Genomic DNA, 16,409 nt, shown 5'->3' with positions numbered 1-16,409 from the left:
CATGCACCTATCTACCTCTGCGAAGACACCGATATGAGCATTACCCCTTTTCAAGCGCTGGCCTGCCCGCTAGATGGAAAACCACTCACTCGGTCGGATGGCGCTTGGCGCTGCTCCGAGGGGCACAGCTTTGATATTGCCAAGCAGGGCTACGTTAATTTACTGCCTGTACAGCAGAAGCGCTCCCACGACCCGGGTGATAGCAAAACGATGGTGGCCGCTCGCCAGCGTTTTCTTGGTGCTGGGCACTATCAACCCGTTGCGGAGGCAGTCAGTCATGCCGTGTTGCGCCATGCCGAGGTTCAAGCGGTAGGCAGCCTGCCGTTGAGCTGCCTGGATGCGGGTTGCGGTGAAGGTTACTACCTTCGCCAATTAGCTGACGCGGCGACTAACGCGCAGCCACTTTCACTGATGGGGCTGGATATCTCTAAATGGGCGGTATTGGCCGCAGCAAAACAGGATGCTAAGAAGGCACCGCTAGGTAGCTGGGTCGTGGGCAGTAATGCGCACTTGCCGGTGCAGACGGGAACGCTGGATAGCGTGCTGTGTATGTTTGGCTTTCCAGTGGTAAGCGAGTTTGCTCGTGTGCTGAAAACAGGAGGCGTGCTACTGCAGGTTGAGGCGGGGCCCAATCACCTACGGGAGCTGCGGGAGGTTATCTATCCCACGTTAAAGCCCGAACGCTCGACTGAGACAGAGGTGCCGGAAGGCTTTATTCACCATAGCAGCGAGAGAGTCAGCTACTCGCTTGCTCTAAACGGAAGTGACGAAATTGCCGATCTGTTGGCGATGACGCCGCATCTTTACCGGGCCAGCGCTGAAGGGCGTGCTCGTGCAGCGGCGCTTGAAATGCTGGTGGTGACGGTGGATGTGCGGGTGGTGCAGTGGCGACGCCTCTAGTCGCTTTCAAGCCCAGCGTTCATACACTGCTGGCGCAACTTTTGTACAGCCAAACGCAACAAGGCCCGCATAAGCGGGCCTTGTTATCCGAACCTCGAAAGGTTCGAGCAAATTCTAAAGCGCTAAGCCTTAAGAGGCTTGGACTTAGGAGATTTGCTTGATGTTTGAAGCTTGAAGGCCTTTCTTACCCTGGGTAACGTCAAAAGAGACGTTAGCGCCTTCTTGCAGGGTTTTGAAGCCGTCTGCTTGAATTTCAGAGAAATGGGCAAACAGGTCATCGCCGCCGTCAGAAGGAGCAATGAAACCGAAGCCTTTAGTATCGTTGAACCACTTAACTGTGCCAGTAGACATAGTAAAATCCTTTCGCGCAAAGCGCTTTGTAAAGTTCCTGGTATCACCCAGATTAATAGCGGATAAAACAAGGAATACAATTACAGGCTTGCCGAAAGATCTCGTACACATCTATCTCGTACATTTCTAAATCTTTTTCGTACACTTCTGAAACCATGCTGCTTGCTAACCAACTGACCCTACAATGTCACGAATTGTATCGCTCGTCAATGCTTTTGTTGTTTGTTTTCTAAAGCCGCGGTTATAGACCCTTCTAATACTCATTTCTTTCCAAGGCGAATTTTATGCAGGGGCTTTAACGAAGCCTTACCGGCAGGGAAAAATAGCGAGACCCACTAGCCTAGACAACTTATGTTCTATTTATCAGAGCAATACGGCATCGCTTACGGGTTGATCTACACTTCTTAGTCACGAAGCATTGCCTAATTAACCGGCATGGACGCTACGCACTCAAGGATTAGAGGGCAAACAATGACTTATGATGTGGCCATAGTGGGCGGAAGCTACGCAGGCATGGCAGCTGGACTACAGTTAGCGCAGACACGCCGGAAGGTGGTAGTGGTTGACGCCGGGCAGCCTCGTAATCGTTTTGCTTCACATTCGCGGGGGTTTTTAACCCAGGATGGCAAGCCGCCTCGAGAAATAGCAGCTGCAGGCTATGCAGAGTTAGCGCAGTACTCAACGGTTGAATGGCGCAAAGGCCATGTCGAAACGATTACCGGCCAAAAGGACGATTTTGCACTATTGCTGGCCAGCCCGCAGGGGGTGAATGAGCGTATCTACGCAAGGCGTATTATTCTCGCAGCGGGTGTCGGCGATCAGCTTCCCAACATACCGGGAATAGCCGAATTATGGGGGGCTCGTGTTTTCCATTGTCCTTACTGCCATGGTTTTGACCTGAACAGCGGGCAAATTGGCGTACTGGCCACCTCCGAGTTCGCAATGCACTTGGCAGTACTGCTGCCCGACTGGGGAGAAACAACCCTTTTTCTGAACGACGCTTTTGAGCCCAATATGGCTCAGTTGGAAAAGCTCAATGAACGTAGCACCCATATTGAGCGGGGCGCCGTTAAACGGTTAACTGATGAAGTTGAGAGCGTGGGGTTGGTAATGGCAGATGGCAGGGTGTTTCCGTTAGCGGGCCTGTTTATTGTTACTGAAACCGATCCCAGCCAATTGGCGATTCGGTTAGGGTGCGAGCTTGAAGTGACGCCATTGGGACGGGTGGTAAAAATCAATGCTTCCAAGGCGACATCGGTACCTGGTGTGTTCGCGTGTGGTGATATAGCTCGACCCGTGGGCAATGTGTCGTTAGCGGTCAGTGACGGTGCGTTAGCCGGACAGGCAGCCCATCACTCACTGGTCTTCGGACATTAAGCGTGAGAGCCTTTGTTCATCCACCCGTGTGATCAGCGGTGATTGCGCTGCCTTACATCATCGTCGTGGCTTTAGCGGGGCGAAGTGAGAGATGGCTCCTGGCGATATAGCACCATGCCGCCGTGATAGAGCACGTCATCTATAAATTCGCCATCAGCGGTAAAGCCGGTGTCATCCCAGTATTCGATATAGTTATCGGTTACCCGATAGCGCCCTTGGTAAGCGCTTTTGCGTTCGCCGCGCGCCTCGTCGTATCGGTTATTGGGCAATAGCTCATGGCGAATTCGGCCATCTTTGGTTATCCATATGCCCACGTAGGGATGCTCAGCCATCGCATTATCTCCTGTATCAGGAAGTGTTTGCGCATCTGTGATTATTGGCGACAGGGTGATTATGCCAGCGATGACCAGCTCACGTTTCCAGTAGATGGGAAGGTTAGTCTCTTGCATGTTTAATGCCTCGTTCTAAGCGTCATGCTCGACAAGTCACTCGAGCGTGATGCATGCGGAGTTACAGTCGCCATGTAATAATCCTTCTGTTTATGACTAGTGAGGAAGATTAACCAGTGGCAGCAAAAGCCAATAGACGCAATCCTGCTACATGTTTGCCTAATCCAGTCGTGTGTAGAGCAGGGCGGGGTGATCTAGGGTTAAACAACAGGATTTACGTCCATCGGCGACGGAAGAGCGCAGCATGCGGCAAGCTGGTACAACACTGCCCAGATGGCAAAGTACGTTTTTACATCGAACCCTAGGGACTTAAATGACACGGATATGGAAGGCCTACTCTCAGGCGTCATTGATTTTACGCGTCACCATCGCTCTGGTGCTGGGCGTTGTGGTTGGGCTGGTTGGTGGTGAGCCGGTAGCGATTTGGTTGGCGCCGTTGGGGGATTTACTCCTTCGGCTGCTCACATTTCTGATTGTTCCTATTGTGCTGTTTACGCTGATGGTGGGGGTTAACCAGTCACGGGAGGGCAGTGCAGGCCGTGTTGGCGGCAAAGTAGTTGGCTACTATTTGGCCTCATCGGCATTGGCGATCATGGTGGGTTTGACCATCGCAACACTGTTTAACCCCGGTAGCGGAATGCGACTGGATGAGGAAGCCAGTTTCTCAGTGCCAGACAATCCTGGCGTTGTGGATGCGCTGCTCAACATAGTGCCCAATAACATTATCGGTGCGTTTGCCGACCTCAATATGCTGGGCATTATTTTCACGGCGCTGGTGTTTGGGATTGCACTGCTGAAGATGCGTCAATCGGAACGCCAGCAGGCTATGGGTGAACGGCTTTTTGGCGTGATTGAAGCACTCAATGAAGTCACCTTAAAGGTGATGTCGGGGGTCCTTCATTATGTGCCCATCGGTGTGTTTGCGATTGTCGCCGAAACGGTAAGTCAGCAGGGGTTGGAAACGCTGCTGTCGTTGGGTGATATGGTGGTCGTGCTGTATATCGCACTGGCCACGCATTTGCTGATTTATTGCGGCATTATGCGGCTATTTGGCGTCAAGCTTCGCACCTTCTTCCGTGAGGCAAGAACCCCCATGGCAACGGCGTTTGCCACCCAGAGTAGTTCAGGCACGCTGCCCCTCACTATTAATGCCGCTCATCGCCTGGGAATTTCCAAAAGCATTTATGGCTTTAGCCTGCCACTTGGGGCTACCTTGAATATGGATGGAGCGGCGATTCGCATCGCCATTTCGGCGGTTTTTGCGGCCAACGTAATAGGGGCGCCGTTGGATTTCATCAGCATGGTGCAGATAGTGCTGATAGGGACGCTGGTGTCAGTGGGCACGGCCGGGGTGCCAGGGGCTGGGATCATTATGATCGCGACCGTATTTGCCCAAGTCGGCCTGCCAATCGAGACCGTTGCGCTGTTGACGGCCATTGATGCGCTGGTAGGAATGGGGGCCACCGCATTGAACGTGACAGGCGACCTGGTCGGTACCTCGGTCATTGCTCGAAGCGAGGGCGAAGAGTTGAGAGAGACCACTCTGGAAGACGCCCCGTCACGGGGAACACCGCCATAATAAGAGAGTAGCGAGCAAGCATCATCGATTTATCCGGGAGCTCTCATAATGAATGATCAAGAACTCACCTATTTGACCCGTGCCATCGAACTGGCCGAAGAGGCCCTCGAAGCGGGCGATGAGCCTTTTGGTAGTGTGCTAGTCAGTGCGGAAGGGGACGTGTTGGCAGAGGACCGGAACCGCATTGCTGGCGGTGACGCTACTCAGCATCCTGAGTTTGCCCTCGCGCGCTGGTCGGCACAGCATATGACGCCGGAGGCGCGTGCGAAAGCGACTGTCTATACCTCAGGCGAGCACTGTCCGATGTGTGCTGCTGCCCATGGTTGGGTAGGTCTGGGCCGAATTGTCTACGTTAGCTCGTCTGAGCAGTTAAGTTGTTGGCTCTCAGCGTTAGGTGTGGCGCCACCACCGGTCGCCACACTGCCTATTCAGCAGGTCGTGCCAGGGCTAAAGGTAGATGGTCCGGTAGAAGGGTTAGACGCAAGGGTTCACGCGCTGCATCAGCGTCGACACACTGGACGGGGCTAGTGGCACAAAAAAGCCGCCTAGTTATTTACCTAGGCGGCTTTTCGTACCACTAATTCAGCAGCTTCTATTTCATTAACCGCTAGTGCTTCAAAATCACATAAAACGCATGAATGATGCCCGGTATGAAGCCAAATAGTGTGAGGAGAATATTCAGCCAAAAATGTCCTTTAAAACCAACTTCGAAAAATACGCCGAGTGGGGGAAGGATAACGGCAAAAATCATCTTGATTGGATCAGTCGCTGTGAACGCCATGAAGCCTCCTTTGCTTTCAGGTGTTTAACTTGTACAAGTGTAGGCACTGCCAAAATAATTTTCCATGCCTTGGCGAACTAACTGAGACTCGCCAACTATAAAATCGTTCAATTCCGCTATTATTTCCGCATAGACCATCCGGGAGGGACCCCATGTTAAAAGTATCTAATACATCTCTTTGTTTAATATGCTGCTTTGTGTCAACTCAAAGCTGGGCTCAGGAGAGTCCGGTGAACGACAACACCCTGGCTACGCTGGAAGTGACAGCGCCGCGTTTGTCGCGAGAGCTTTACGCCACCCCAGCCGCAGTTTCTACACTCGACCGTGAAGCGATTGCGCGAGGCCAGCAGCGTACACGGCTGGATGAGTCGCTGGTGCGGGTACCAGGCGTGTTCCTTCAAAACCGTGACAACTTTGCCCAAGGCCAGCGAATCTCTATCCGCGGCTTTGGCGCGCGGGCGCCGTTTGGCGTGCGCGGTATTACCGTGATGGTCGATGGTATTCCTTACACGCTGCCCGATGGCCAGGCGCAGTTAGATGCTATCGACCTGGACAGTGCTGAGCGTATTGAAGTCATTCGTGGGCCTTCTTCGGTGCTCTATGGTAATGCGGCGGGCGGGGTAATTGACATCACCACTGCGGATGGGCGCGATAACCCTGGCACTAGCGTACGTGCCGGAGTAGGAAGCGATGGCTATCGCAAGGCGGTCGTACAAACCGGGGGCGCCCAAGGGGATTGGTCGCATCATGTAAGCGTCTCAGCGCTCAATGTGGATGGCTATCGGGAGCAGAGCTCCACAGAGAAGTATCTATTGAATGCCAAGCTGCGCCGCGAATTAGGTAGCGACAGAGCCTTAACCGCGATTATCAATCTGCTTGAGAATCCTCGTTCTGAAGATCCCGGTGCGCTGAAAGCGAGTGAAGTGGCCGCAGGGCGTGATCAAGCCGCGCCTTACTCGCTCGCCCTAGACGCAGGGCAAAATGTCGATCAACAGCTGCTTGGTTTGCAGTACGAAGATTTATCCGTTGGTCCTGGCGAGCTTTACCTAAAAGGCTTTGTTGCCCAGCGCGATTTTGAACAACAGCTGCCCTATGAAGGCGATAGCCACATCGGCTACCAGCGTGATTACCTTGGTGCGAGCGCTGAGTACCATCATGAAGTCAGCCTAGGCAGCCTGCCGCTGAGTTATATCACGGGTGTTGATGTGGCCCACCAAGACGATGAGCGCTTTCGTAACAATGTAAGCGGTCAAGGCGTTGTCGGCGAGCAGGTGGCTGAAGAGACCCAAACTGCAACCTCGGCTGGGGTCTTTGCCCAGGGCGATTTGTCCTTGACCGATCAAGTAACGCTCTCGCTTGGCGCACGCTTTGATCGGGTGGAATTAGAAGTGGAGGATCGTTATCTGGACGATGGCGATCAAAGCGGTGAGCAAACCTTTGAAGAGTGGAGTGGCTCGGCAGGCCTGAGTTACCGTTATCGCCCGCAGCATCAGGCTTATATTAATACTGGCACGGCATTTGAAACCCCTACGTTCTCAGAGTTTGCAAACCCAGAGGGCGGCGGTTTTAACCCAACGGTTGAGCCACAAAAAGCGTGGAACCGTGAAGTAGGGGTGCGCGGTTATGTTGAGCCGTTGGCTATGGATTACGACTTGGCGCTGTTTTCAGTACGCGTGCGCGATGAGCTGGTGCCTTACGAAGAGGAAGGTGGTGGACGCACTTTCTACCAAAATGCGGGGGATACCGACCGAGACGGCATTGAGCTGGCGCTAGGTTGGCAGCTCGCCGATCAGTGGCGGTTGGATAGCGCCCTAACGCTGGCGCGCTACGAGTTTGATGAATTTGCCACACCGACGGAGAGCTTTGGTGGTAATCGTATCCCCGGCCTGCCCGAGCAAACCTGGGTTAATTTGTTAACCTGGGAGGGGATTGATGAGCGCTTTGCGACGCTGGAGACCCAGTACGTGGGCGATATGGTCGCAGACAACGCCAACGAGACAGAGGTTGATAGCTACTGGCTGGTGAATCTGCGCGTGGGAGATGGTTGGCAGCTGGGCAGCGATACGCGGCTAAATGCATATGTTGGCGTCCGCAACCTGTTTGATGAAGAACACTACGCCAACGTGCGCTTGAACGGTACCTTTGGTCGTTTTTATGAACCCGCCCCAGGACGCAGTGTGTATGGCGGGTTAGAGGTGAGTTTCTAAGCGGCAGGTGAATAATGCAGTTGAAAAAACGGGCGGCCCATCATGTGGGCCGCTCGTTCTCTTTGGTGACGTCGAATTCGCTTTTGATCTGATGATTTTCTGGGTTGCTATTATGGATGGCTAACTAAAAAGCCGCACTATCAATGTAGCGCGGCTTTCAAGGTAGGATTGGGAAGTGTGGTTAACGTTAATCGAGGGCAATGCTCAGCTATCTAATTTAACCAGCATCTTACCGGTATTGCCGCCCTCAAATAGCGCCAAAAAAGCCTCGGGGGTGTTCTCTAAACCCTCTTTCACGGTTTCTTTATAATCAATTTTCCCAGCACTGACTTGAGGCGCTACCTCTTTCAAGAATTCGGGGTAATGTTCCCAATAATCTGCAACGATAAAGCCCTGCATTTTGGCTTTTCGCATGATCAGCTGTGCAAGGTTGCTGGGGCCTGGTGTAGGTTCTTCGGCGTTGTAGTCGTTGATCATGCCGCAAACCGCGATCCGCGCGCCTTCGTTTAATTGGCTGAGGGCAGCTTCAAGGCAAATGCCACCGACATTTTCGTAGTACACGTCGATTCCGTTGGGGCTGGCTAGGCGTATGGCATCACTTAGTTCGTGGGAATTTCTATCGCGATAGCTGACGGGTTCCACGCTGAGCGATTCCAGCCATGCCAATTTATGGGCTGCGCCAGCAATGCCCACGACATGGCAGCCTTTTGCTTTGGCTAGTTGCACGACCATGGAACCAACCGCACCACTGGCCGCACTGACTAAAACGTTATCGCCAGGCCTACATTCAGCGATCAAATTGAGGCCGGTCCAGGCGGTCATCCCGGGCATTCCTAAAACACCCAGATATGCCTGCTCAGGAACATCGATGTCGGGTAGCGGCGTGACTTCTTGTGCGGGCAATTGGGCAATATCACGCCAGCCACCCATGTGGCTGACTTTATCGCCCACGTTGAGTCGCGCGTCATTTGATTCAATCACTTCGCCAATGGCGGCACCTTCCATGAGCTTGCCCAGTTCAAACGGTGCTACGTAGGTGTGAATGCCGCTCATACGACCACGCATGTAAGGATCTACGGAGAGCCAGCTATTGCGAATACGTACTTCGCCTTCGACCAGTTCGGGTAGGGTTTGCGATTCTAATTTGAACAGGGCGCGGTCGGGTAGGCCAGTGGGGTAATCGGTCAGCGTATAAAAGCGCGTCTGCATGGGTGCCTCCTGCAATAAATAACGTGAAAACTCCTTGTAGCATAGAGACCATTAGCCTGCTGGCAAGTTCGTCTCACCATAGCAGACATGCGTATGCGCATAAAAAACAGGGCGATCCATTGCTGGTCGCCCTGTTTGTAGGTTGCTTTCTGTATTAACGATGCTTCGGGTGCTGTCGCATTGATTAGGCTAAGGGGTATCACACTAAAATCAAGGATGTGTTATCCGTTAATCCAACAGCGTTACCATCACTGGAGCCGTGCCGCGACGAATCATGCCAAGTTTCGCTGCCGCGCGTTTGGACAAATCAATAATGCGGCCTTGAATGAAGGGGCCGCGGTCATTGATCAGTACTTCCACTTCTTGCCCTGTGTCTGGGCGTGTCACCAACACCTTAGTGCCGAACGGCAAACTTGGGTGGGCGGCAGTCAGTGCCTGTTGATCGAAGGGTTCCCCGCTGGCAGTGGTTGCCCCTTGAAAGCGGTCACTGTAAAAGGAGGCGACACCTTCCTGTGTTTCTGTCTGATGTGCAAAAGCACTATTGGCAGCGCTACTTACTATTACCGCTGCCAAGCAAATCGTTCGGATCAGTCGTTTTTGAGCTCCCATGGGAGTGCCTCAGTTTTGCGTAGTGCGTATCTCGCATTCGTTGATGAAATACCGAGTAGACCTGCCGATACTACCCTTGTCACTCCGGTTCATCAACCTTTGAGAAGATCGACGCAATTAGGTTCAGTTTCAAGATTTTTTAATCGTTACTCTTGCGCCTTTGATTGTTAGTGGCTTATCGGTTCAAGCATGAGGTTAGTAAAGAATAAACTGCAGTGAACGCACTATTTTTATGAAACGCTCACTTTAATGAGTCAATCACTCTATAATCCCAATTGCTTAATTAATATTTGCCATTTCGACTGAACAGGGAACCGATCATGGCTAGATCTTCTTCACTTGCGTTTGTGTTGGTGGCCGCTGGCGGCGCAGCCGTTGGCTTTCTTGTTGCTCAAGTTATTCCTTTGCAGGGACAAGACATTGATAAAGAGTCCGCTGAACACGCTGAAGTGAGTGATCAGCAATCACGCGCCGAGGCTATTGTAGGCTTGGATCAGATCACCCTTGATGAGCAATTGCGTGGAGAAATAACCTCAGCCAGTGAGCTAAACGGCAACGATGGTAGCCGCTTTACGCGCTATGCAACCTCACTGGAAGAGGGTGAGATCGTCGAAATTTCGCTACGCGGTGCCTTGCAAGGCGTTGTAGCGCTCTATGATGACCAGCTCCAGTTGCTTGATCATGCACCGGTGGTTCGTCACCGCGTTGAAGAAAGCGGCGACTATATAGTGGTCATTAGTGGCGCTGATGCCCATAGCTACGGCCCGTTTACTGTCGACAGCCGTACCGTTGAACTGACAGATGCCGATACAGTGACAGTGGGTGAGCCCATCGATAGCTGGCTGCAAGGTGATGCCCGTGAAATTACGTTAAACATAGAAGAGGCGGGCCTTTATCAACTGGAAATGCGTTCTGATGACTTCGACCCTTACCTAGAGTTAGCAGGGCCGAATGGCTATGCGCGTGAAGACGACGATAGCGCTGGCGATTTGGACGCACGCATTGCCGATTTTCTAGAGGCCGGCGAATACACGCTGACGGCTCGAAGTGCCTACAGTGATGGCAATGGTGTGTACACGCTTAGCGTAGAACCGCATGAGCTACCTGGGGATGGTGAACTGCGAAATGACGGGTCACTCACCGCGGATGAATCACTCAACGGCTGGTACAGTGGGCAAGCATTAAGTTATCAAGTGGAAATTGAAGAAGCTGGCATGTATGAGATTGAAATGACTGCTAGCGATATCGATTCCTATCTAGTGCTTGAAGGGCCTAACGGCTACTACCGTGAAGATGACGATAGTGCCGGTGATCTGAACGCGAGCATTGCTGATTTCCTTGCTCCCGGCGTCTATGAGCTAACGGCACGTACTGCTTATGGCGAAAGCAGCGGTATGTTTACGCTTTCCATGAAGCCCCATGACATGCCTGATGTAGAGCTGCGCAATGAAGGGGCAATCATGCCAGGAGAGCCCCTCAACGGTTGGTATAGTGGCGAGCCACTCAACTATCAATTAGAGGTGACAGAGAGTTCGCTAGTGACGCTGGAAATGCGCTCTGCAGATTTTGATACTTTTATAGAGATTAGTGGGCAAGGCGTTGCAGCCAGCGACGATGATGGTGCAGGTGGCACCGACTCACGCCTTCAAGAGCCATTGTTGCCGGGTACTTATACGGTAAGTGCGCGTGGTTTTAGCGCTACTGGCAGCGGCTTATTTGAATTAAGTCTCGAAATGGAACCGACGGATATTCCCCCAGATCTGTAAACGTTACCCACATTTTTTACGCTCTTCTAAACGCGTTTATCGCTTATAGCGACAAACGCGTTTTTTTCGCTGTAAAGTTGCACAAACCAGCTAGGCTAAAAGGCAGTGTTGATAGCGCCGGATGTTGTCGCGTTCAACGCTGCCTTTTTACGTCAATAATAGGCATGGAACGCTTATGAATCAGCAACGTGAGTTACGCCAGTCAGCACGCTTAATGGTGGTCGACCCTGAAGGCCGATTGCTGTTATTTCGCTATCATGAGGAACCACAGCTCTCCCTTTGGGCCACCATTGGCGGAGAACTGCAAGAAGGAGAAGATTATCCCAGTGCCGCCATGCGAGTACTGAAAGAAAAAGCGGGGCTAACGTGTCCTATCGGCCCGTTACTGCGCGAGGTCAATGAACTTTCTACCGCGGCGCGATCCACGCCCGAGCGCTGGTTGGAGCGTTACATTCTGGTGCGTTGCCCGGTAACGGCTGAGGTTGTCACTAATCAGTCAAGAAACGATGCGCCGTTGAGCGATGAAGAGCAGCCTACTATTCAGGCTTGGCACTGGTGGGCGTTGGAAGAGATGCGCGAAGCCGACCCCGCGCTTTTTAAACCTACCTGGTTGCCTGAGTTGCTCAACGAGATCCTGCACAGCGAGCCAGCGCTGTACTTGGAAGAACGTAGCCTGTTTTCAAAAAGATTAGCGACCGGCTTTGAGGCAGCCAACCACCACCAATAATGCCGCCGCAGGTAAACGCCAGTCGAGCACGCTCATGCCTGCCAATACCAGCAGCAGAGCGGCAAAAATCGGTACGCCATATGCCAGGCTGCCGACCAGGCTGGCGTGCCCCCAGCGTAGTGCTTTGTCCCATGCCACCATGGCCACTCCGTAAGGCCCCAACCCCAGTGCAATGCCCGCGAGTAGGGCTTCACCGCTGGGGAGGGCGAGGTTGCCTTCCAGTACCAAGCTGGCCGCCACGGAGATAGCACATGCAATAAGTAGCAGCCTAGGCAGCAGCGGTGCTAACGCCACCGGTGCTGATTGGCTTAGCCATGAGTAGATCGCCCAGCAGCAAGCGGCCAGCAGCGCTAGCGCATAACCTGTGGTGGCACCTCCCAAGCCCCCATTGATGGCTTGAGGAATCAGCAACAGCGCTGCGCCTGAAAATGCAATCAGTGCGCCGACAACCCCTGCGATGCGCAAGCGACCAAAGCGGCTCCACTGACTGAGCAGCACAAACAGTACGGGCCACGTATAGGTGATGAGGGCAGCTTCGGCAGCAGGCGCTAACCGCATACCAATAAAGTAGGTGCTTACGGCGCCAAAAATGAGAAGCGGAATACCTATCCAAACGCTGACCTGCCAACCCGCGCCACAGGTGGCGACGTTAACACGGCGGCTTAAGGGCAGTGTCGCCAATGACCCCGCTAACAAGGTAACGGCGGTCAGCTGCAAGGGCGGTGTTGCTTTGGCAAATTCTGCCAAGAGCGGTGCTGCACTCCAAAGTATGACGGCCACCAGTGCCGCACTAACACTGTACCAACGTGGAAATAGGGCGGGGGAGTGAACGCGATGCATATTGGATCTCCTTGATTTAAGCAGGTGCCGAGCAGCATACTTCTCATCAAAGCATCACAATATCGATCTTTTATGATCGTTTTTATCATCGATGGTGATATATGCGCGCACCTACCTTAGACCTAACCCTGCTGCGCACTCTGGTAGCGATTGCGGATACTGGCAGTGTGACCGCGGCGGCAAAACGGTTGGCGTACACACAGTCTACTGTGAGCATGCAACTACAACGGTTAGAAGCGCAGTTATCGCTCACACTGCACGAGCGGGAGGGGCGACGGATACGTTTTACGTCTGAAGGCGAGCGGTTACTCAACCACGCCCGGCGGCTATTAGCGCTTAACGACGAAGCGTGGGGCGATATGCAGGCGCGTCAGGTCACCGGCGACCTTACGCTAGGTATACCAGAAGATTACGCCTCGCTTTTGCCCTCGGTCTTTGCTTACTTTCATCAGCTTTACCCTGCAGTAGGGCTTAAAGTGATTTGTGGCACCAGCGCGCATCTTGTTGAACAGGTTAAGGCTAAAGAAATCGATCTTGCCCTGGTAACACGGCAGCGCAACTCGCCGGGGGGCGATGTGATTCGCCGTGAGCCATTGGTGTGGGCCGTGGGGATCAATCAACAGCCATTGCTTAACGACCCGCTGCCGCTGGCGCTTTACTCGCCGGGGGCCGATGTATTTCGTGAAGTGGCCGAGCAGGCGCTGCAATCAGCAGGGCGTAGCTGGCGGGTGGCGTATACCAGCCAATCCATGGCGGGGTTGGCACCGATCGTTACCGCTGGGCTTGCCATCGTGGTAGTGACCCGCAGCATGCTCACTCCGGCGTTGAGGCCTTTAGATGACAGTAGTGGGCTGCCTGCGCTGCCGATGATCGAGCTGGCGCTGCACAGGGCACCTCACCGCCCTTCAGAGCCCGCGCGCCGGCTAGGGGAGTTAATACGCGAGCAGCTAGCAGCGCCTACGCTAGCGCTATAAGGTGTTTTCCATGAGGTTAAGGGCGCGCCTGGGCGAAGGCGGTGACCATGCAATAGAGCACATGGCATAAGTAACACTTAGCGTTGACGGCGGCGCAGTGCTTTAATCAACGCAAGGGGATGTTACTGACTAGAATGAAGAGTCAATGAATTTGCTGTTAGGAGTACTACATGCACGAACTTGATCACTATATCTACCCTCACCGAGTGCTGCACTGGCTGGTGGCTGGTGCAGTATTGCTCTCTCTGGCCATTGGTTTAACGCTAGGCTTTCTGGGGTATGAGCGCACCGTTGAGATAGTAGGCAATACGGTCACGAACCTGCTTTATACCAGCCATAAGACGCTGGGCGTACTGATTCTTATGCTAATGACACTACGCATCATTACCCGTTTGGCATTTGTGGTGCCTGATCACGAACCGCCCTTGAATGCGTTCGAACGGGTCGTTAGCACCAGTGTCCACCATTTGCTCTATTTAGCGCTAATTATAATGCCTTTACTAGGGTGGGCTGCCACGGCAAGTGGTGGCTTCCCCGTTGAGTTTTTCCACTGGCATTTGCCGGCAATCATTGATGAACGCGAACAGCTCTCTGAGCAGCTCTTCATGTGGCATGAACGGCTAGGCTGGACCATTTTAGGCTTAATAGTACTGCACGTTGCTGGCGCGATGTTCCATTGGAAAATCAAGCGCGATAACGTTATGAAACGCATGAGCTTGTTTGATTAATCATTAAGAACTCGCCGAGCCGTAGCGATAGCAAACAGCTGCTTGGTGTGACTTGACGGCGTACATATGGCTATCAGCTTCACGCAGTAAGCTTTCAAGGGTGGCATCTTCTGCTCCCTGGCAAGTACTTACTCCGATACTTACGCTAACGCTGACTCGTGCACCACAGGGAAGTTTGATTGGTGAGCGAATGGCTTGATCAATGCGCGCCACAATGGTTTTTAACGAATCAATGGCTGTTAACGAATCAATGGCTGTTAACGAATCAGGGGTTGCTAGCGAATCAGTAGTTGCTAGCGAATCTCGGGGCTCAATATTCTCCATGAGGATGATGAATTCATCGCCGCCAAATCGCGCACAGTGGTCACCCGTGCGGGCCAAGTGAACAATCCGTTTAGCGACTTTCTGTAATACAAAATCGCCCGCTTCATGGCCGTAGCTATCGTTAATAGGTTTGAAACGATCCAGGTCGAGCATCAGTAGCGCCAGGCGATTACCGTGCTGACGATTACGTTGCAGTGCACTTTCCGCACAGCGCTTCAAACCATGGCGATTTAACAAACCGGTCAGTACATCGCTGTTGGCTAACTGCTCCAACGCTTCGGTGCGGGCGGCAACTTTTTGTTCCAGTAAGGCTTCCTGTTTTTTGAGCGCAGCGACCATCGCCGTTTGCGCCTGTTCTTTTTGCCGCTTAAGTTCGTTGAAGCGCGATGCCAGGGCAAACGAGAGCAGCAGCATTTCTAGAGCTGAACCAATTTGAATACCGTGCAGAGTAATAAAATTAGCCGGAAGGATACCCAAGTTGCGCAGCGCAAAGACCCCTGCGCCTAGCAAAAAAAGCGACCATGCAAGGACGAACAGTCGGGCACTCGGTACACGCCGAAGGCTGCAATAGCTGCCGCATAGCAGGAGCAAGAAAGCCGCCATAAAGCCCGTGACATCCATTAGGTGAAGCGCCAAGGGAATGGGCAGTACTAGTGTGCCAATTACGACCAACCAGCAGTAACTGCGATAAGTGCTAAGTAGATGATGCCAGCGAGGGCAATAAGCCTTTGTGTTAAGGAAGCTCTGCGCAAACAGCGTCGCCATGGCCGAAGCAAAGGTGAAACCCAGCGCCACGAGACGTGCCGTATTTTCACCCAAAAAACTCCAAAACATTAGTGTCCCGATACCGTTGAACGACAGAATAGCTACCCCAAAGCCGCCAACAAAGAGCGAGTAGTAAAGAAAAACGCGCTCTTTTAAACCAAAAAATAGCAATAAGTTATATAAACCCAACGCCAGCAGCATGCCAAAATAGGTGGCCAGCCAAAAATTATGGCGATCGTTTTGGGCGTAAAAGGCCTCGGGGGTTATTAGGTGGTAGCTGAGCATCTTGCTGCCCGGGGCAGCCACATGGGTATACAACGTGACGGTTTCATGGGGGGCTAGTTCCAGTGGGAAGACAGCCTGACGATGGGCGAGTGCGCGCTGCTCAACGGGTACTGCGCTACCGCTTTGCTGCACATCGCTGCCCTGTAAGCGTAGCGTGAAAAGAGTAACGTAATCTAAAAATGGATATTCAAACTGGACTATCCAGCGCTGGGCTTCCGTCGAGTTATTATGCACCTGGGTACGCAGCCACACATCGTGCGGGGTATAGCCGAAATTTAAGTCTTCAGCCTGTTGCGCTTGTTCAAAACGACGAGGTTGGGAAATTAAATCGTTAAGCGTTACAGGCTGTTCGTCTGCGTGCCAAAATTCGGTATAGGGTGCAAGCGAATAACTCGCTTGGCTTGGCGACGCAGCTAGAAGAGTGTTTGCCTGCACACAAGGGATATAAAAAACCGCAAGCAGCAGTAATAAGCCGGTATAAATACCTACCGTTAAACGTTTTAGTTGCATAGGGTACCGCTTTATTAGTTTTTTAACC

The 16,409-nt window shown here is 52.8% G+C and carries 16 protein-coding genes; 9 read left to right on the top strand and 7 right to left on the bottom strand.

What is annotated here, in order from left to right:
* The first annotated feature begins 33 nt into the window (after nucleotides 1-33).
* A complete protein-coding gene (locus ACUVOF_RS02295) occupies nucleotides 34-900 on the top strand; it encodes a putative RNA methyltransferase (RefSeq protein ID WP_447042825.1) in 867 nt (288 codons plus the stop codon).
* Between the two features lie 144 nt (nucleotides 901-1,044).
* Here the strand turns inward: ACUVOF_RS02295 and ACUVOF_RS02290 are convergent, their stop codons facing one another.
* Nucleotides 1,045-1,251 (bottom strand): cold-shock protein, encoded by a 207-nt coding sequence (locus ACUVOF_RS02290; protein ID WP_007111402.1) that lies wholly within the window; start codon nucleotides 1,249-1,251, stop codon nucleotides 1,045-1,047.
* 471 nt (nucleotides 1,252-1,722) lie between these two features.
* Here ACUVOF_RS02290 and ACUVOF_RS02285 point away from each other — a divergent pair, with 471 nt between their 5' ends.
* Nucleotides 1,723-2,628, top strand: coding sequence for an NAD(P)/FAD-dependent oxidoreductase (locus ACUVOF_RS02285; RefSeq protein ID WP_447042824.1), 906 nt, complete (start codon nucleotides 1,723-1,725; stop codon nucleotides 2,626-2,628).
* Between the two features lie 71 nt (nucleotides 2,629-2,699).
* Here the strand turns inward: ACUVOF_RS02285 and ACUVOF_RS02280 are convergent, their stop codons facing one another.
* Entirely contained in the window at nucleotides 2,700-3,077 is a 378-nt protein-coding gene (locus ACUVOF_RS02280) for an Atu4866 domain-containing protein (RefSeq protein WP_447042823.1), read from the bottom strand.
* Nucleotides 3,078-3,390: 313 nt separating this feature from the next.
* Between ACUVOF_RS02280 and ACUVOF_RS02275 the strand changes: the two genes are divergently transcribed.
* The gene (locus tag ACUVOF_RS02275; protein WP_447042822.1) at nucleotides 3,391-4,656 is read left to right on the top strand and encodes a dicarboxylate/amino acid:cation symporter; all 1,266 of its coding nucleotides are present in this window, start codon (nucleotides 3,391-3,393) and stop codon (nucleotides 4,654-4,656) included.
* A 48-nt stretch (nucleotides 4,657-4,704) separates the two neighbouring features.
* Nucleotides 4,705-5,184, top strand: a complete 480-nt coding sequence (locus ACUVOF_RS02270) for a nucleoside deaminase (RefSeq protein WP_447042821.1) — start codon at nucleotides 4,705-4,707, stop codon at nucleotides 5,182-5,184.
* A 79-nt stretch (nucleotides 5,185-5,263) separates the two neighbouring features.
* Here the strand turns inward: ACUVOF_RS02270 and ACUVOF_RS02265 are convergent, their stop codons facing one another.
* A complete protein-coding gene (locus tag ACUVOF_RS02265; RefSeq protein WP_113268771.1) occupies nucleotides 5,264-5,437 on the bottom strand; it encodes a YqaE/Pmp3 family membrane protein in 174 nt (57 codons plus the stop codon).
* Between the two features lie 152 nt (nucleotides 5,438-5,589).
* Between ACUVOF_RS02265 and ACUVOF_RS02260 the strand changes: the two genes are divergently transcribed.
* Nucleotides 5,590-7,644 carry a TonB-dependent receptor family protein gene (locus ACUVOF_RS02260; RefSeq protein WP_447042820.1) on the top strand — a complete coding sequence of 685 codons (2,055 nt, stop codon included), beginning with the start codon at nucleotides 5,590-5,592 and terminating at the stop codon, nucleotides 7,642-7,644.
* A gap of 204 nt (nucleotides 7,645-7,848) precedes the next feature.
* On the opposite strand, the gene ACUVOF_RS02255 is transcribed toward ACUVOF_RS02260, so the two are convergent.
* Nucleotides 7,849-8,853, bottom strand: a complete 1,005-nt coding sequence (locus ACUVOF_RS02255; protein ID WP_447042819.1) for an NADP-dependent oxidoreductase — start codon at nucleotides 8,851-8,853, stop codon at nucleotides 7,849-7,851.
* 228 nt (nucleotides 8,854-9,081) lie between these two features.
* On the bottom strand, nucleotides 9,082-9,462 hold the full coding sequence (locus tag ACUVOF_RS02250) for a septal ring lytic transglycosylase RlpA family protein (protein ID WP_447042818.1): 381 nt from the start codon (nucleotides 9,460-9,462) through the stop codon (nucleotides 9,082-9,084).
* 320 nt (nucleotides 9,463-9,782) lie between these two features.
* Here ACUVOF_RS02250 and ACUVOF_RS02245 point away from each other — a divergent pair, with 320 nt between their 5' ends.
* A complete protein-coding gene (locus ACUVOF_RS02245) occupies nucleotides 9,783-11,228 on the top strand; it encodes a hypothetical protein (RefSeq protein ID WP_447042817.1) in 1,446 nt (481 codons plus the stop codon).
* Nucleotides 11,229-11,403: 175 nt separating this feature from the next.
* Nucleotides 11,404-11,955, top strand: a complete 552-nt coding sequence (locus tag ACUVOF_RS02240) for an NUDIX domain-containing protein (protein WP_447042816.1) — start codon at nucleotides 11,404-11,406, stop codon at nucleotides 11,953-11,955.
* On the opposite strand, the gene ACUVOF_RS02235 is transcribed toward ACUVOF_RS02240, so the two are convergent.
* Nucleotides 11,917-12,795: a DMT family transporter gene (locus ACUVOF_RS02235; protein WP_447042815.1), complete on the bottom strand. Its 879-nt coding sequence runs from the start codon at nucleotides 12,793-12,795 to the stop codon at nucleotides 11,917-11,919. The genes ACUVOF_RS02240 and ACUVOF_RS02235 overlap by 39 nt on opposite strands.
* 101 nt (nucleotides 12,796-12,896) lie before the next feature.
* Between ACUVOF_RS02235 and ACUVOF_RS02230 the strand changes: the two genes are divergently transcribed.
* Nucleotides 12,897-13,769, top strand: a complete 873-nt coding sequence (locus tag ACUVOF_RS02230; RefSeq protein WP_447042814.1) for a LysR substrate-binding domain-containing protein — start codon at nucleotides 12,897-12,899, stop codon at nucleotides 13,767-13,769.
* A 170-nt stretch (nucleotides 13,770-13,939) separates the two neighbouring features.
* Nucleotides 13,940-14,497 carry a cytochrome b gene (locus tag ACUVOF_RS02225; RefSeq protein WP_447042813.1) on the top strand — a complete coding sequence of 186 codons (558 nt, stop codon included), beginning with the start codon at nucleotides 13,940-13,942 and terminating at the stop codon, nucleotides 14,495-14,497.
* A 3-nt stretch (nucleotides 14,498-14,500) separates the two neighbouring features.
* Here ACUVOF_RS02225 and ACUVOF_RS02220 read toward each other — a convergent pair whose 3' ends face one another.
* Nucleotides 14,501-16,381 carry a diguanylate cyclase gene (locus ACUVOF_RS02220; RefSeq protein WP_447042812.1) on the bottom strand — a complete coding sequence of 627 codons (1,881 nt, stop codon included), beginning with the start codon at nucleotides 16,379-16,381 and terminating at the stop codon, nucleotides 14,501-14,503.
* Nucleotides 16,382-16,409: the final 28 nt, after the last annotated feature.

It is taken from the genome of Vreelandella sp. H-I2 (genome assembly GCF_052959335.1).
This window is presented reverse-complemented; position numbering and strand designations above follow the sequence as displayed.

Excerpts from the sequence above, each read along its gene's own strand:
- ACUVOF_RS02260 (WP_447042820.1), top strand. The coding sequence starts at position 5,590 with ATGTTAAAAGTATCTAATACATCTCTTTGTTTAATATGCTGCTTTGTG.
- ACUVOF_RS02290 (WP_007111402.1), bottom strand. The coding sequence starts at position 1,251 with ATGTCTACTGGCACAGTTAAGTGGTTCAACGATACTAAAGGCTTCGGT.
- ACUVOF_RS02220 (WP_447042812.1), bottom strand. The coding sequence starts at position 16,381 with ATGCAACTAAAACGTTTAACGGTAGGTATTTATACCGGCTTATTACTG.
- ACUVOF_RS02280 (WP_447042823.1), bottom strand. The coding sequence starts at position 3,077 with ATGCAAGAGACTAACCTTCCCATCTACTGGAAACGTGAGCTGGTCATC.
- ACUVOF_RS02265 (WP_113268771.1), bottom strand. The coding sequence starts at position 5,437 with ATGGCGTTCACAGCGACTGATCCAATCAAGATGATTTTTGCCGTTATC.
- ACUVOF_RS02255 (WP_447042819.1), bottom strand. The coding sequence starts at position 8,853 with ATGCAGACGCGCTTTTATACGCTGACCGATTACCCCACTGGCCTACCC.
- ACUVOF_RS02250 (WP_447042818.1), bottom strand. The coding sequence starts at position 9,462 with ATGGGAGCTCAAAAACGACTGATCCGAACGATTTGCTTGGCAGCGGTA.
- ACUVOF_RS02245 (WP_447042817.1), top strand. The coding sequence starts at position 9,783 with ATGGCTAGATCTTCTTCACTTGCGTTTGTGTTGGTGGCCGCTGGCGGC.
- ACUVOF_RS02295 (WP_447042825.1), top strand. The coding sequence starts at position 34 with ATGAGCATTACCCCTTTTCAAGCGCTGGCCTGCCCGCTAGATGGAAAA.
- ACUVOF_RS02270 (WP_447042821.1), top strand. The coding sequence starts at position 4,705 with ATGAATGATCAAGAACTCACCTATTTGACCCGTGCCATCGAACTGGCC.
- ACUVOF_RS02230 (WP_447042814.1), top strand. The coding sequence starts at position 12,897 with ATGCGCGCACCTACCTTAGACCTAACCCTGCTGCGCACTCTGGTAGCG.
- ACUVOF_RS02235 (WP_447042815.1), bottom strand. The coding sequence starts at position 12,795 with ATGCATCGCGTTCACTCCCCCGCCCTATTTCCACGTTGGTACAGTGTT.
- ACUVOF_RS02285 (WP_447042824.1), top strand. The coding sequence starts at position 1,723 with ATGACTTATGATGTGGCCATAGTGGGCGGAAGCTACGCAGGCATGGCA.
- ACUVOF_RS02225 (WP_447042813.1), top strand. The coding sequence starts at position 13,940 with ATGCACGAACTTGATCACTATATCTACCCTCACCGAGTGCTGCACTGG.
- ACUVOF_RS02240 (WP_447042816.1), top strand. The coding sequence starts at position 11,404 with ATGAATCAGCAACGTGAGTTACGCCAGTCAGCACGCTTAATGGTGGTC.
- ACUVOF_RS02275 (WP_447042822.1), top strand. The coding sequence starts at position 3,391 with ATGACACGGATATGGAAGGCCTACTCTCAGGCGTCATTGATTTTACGC.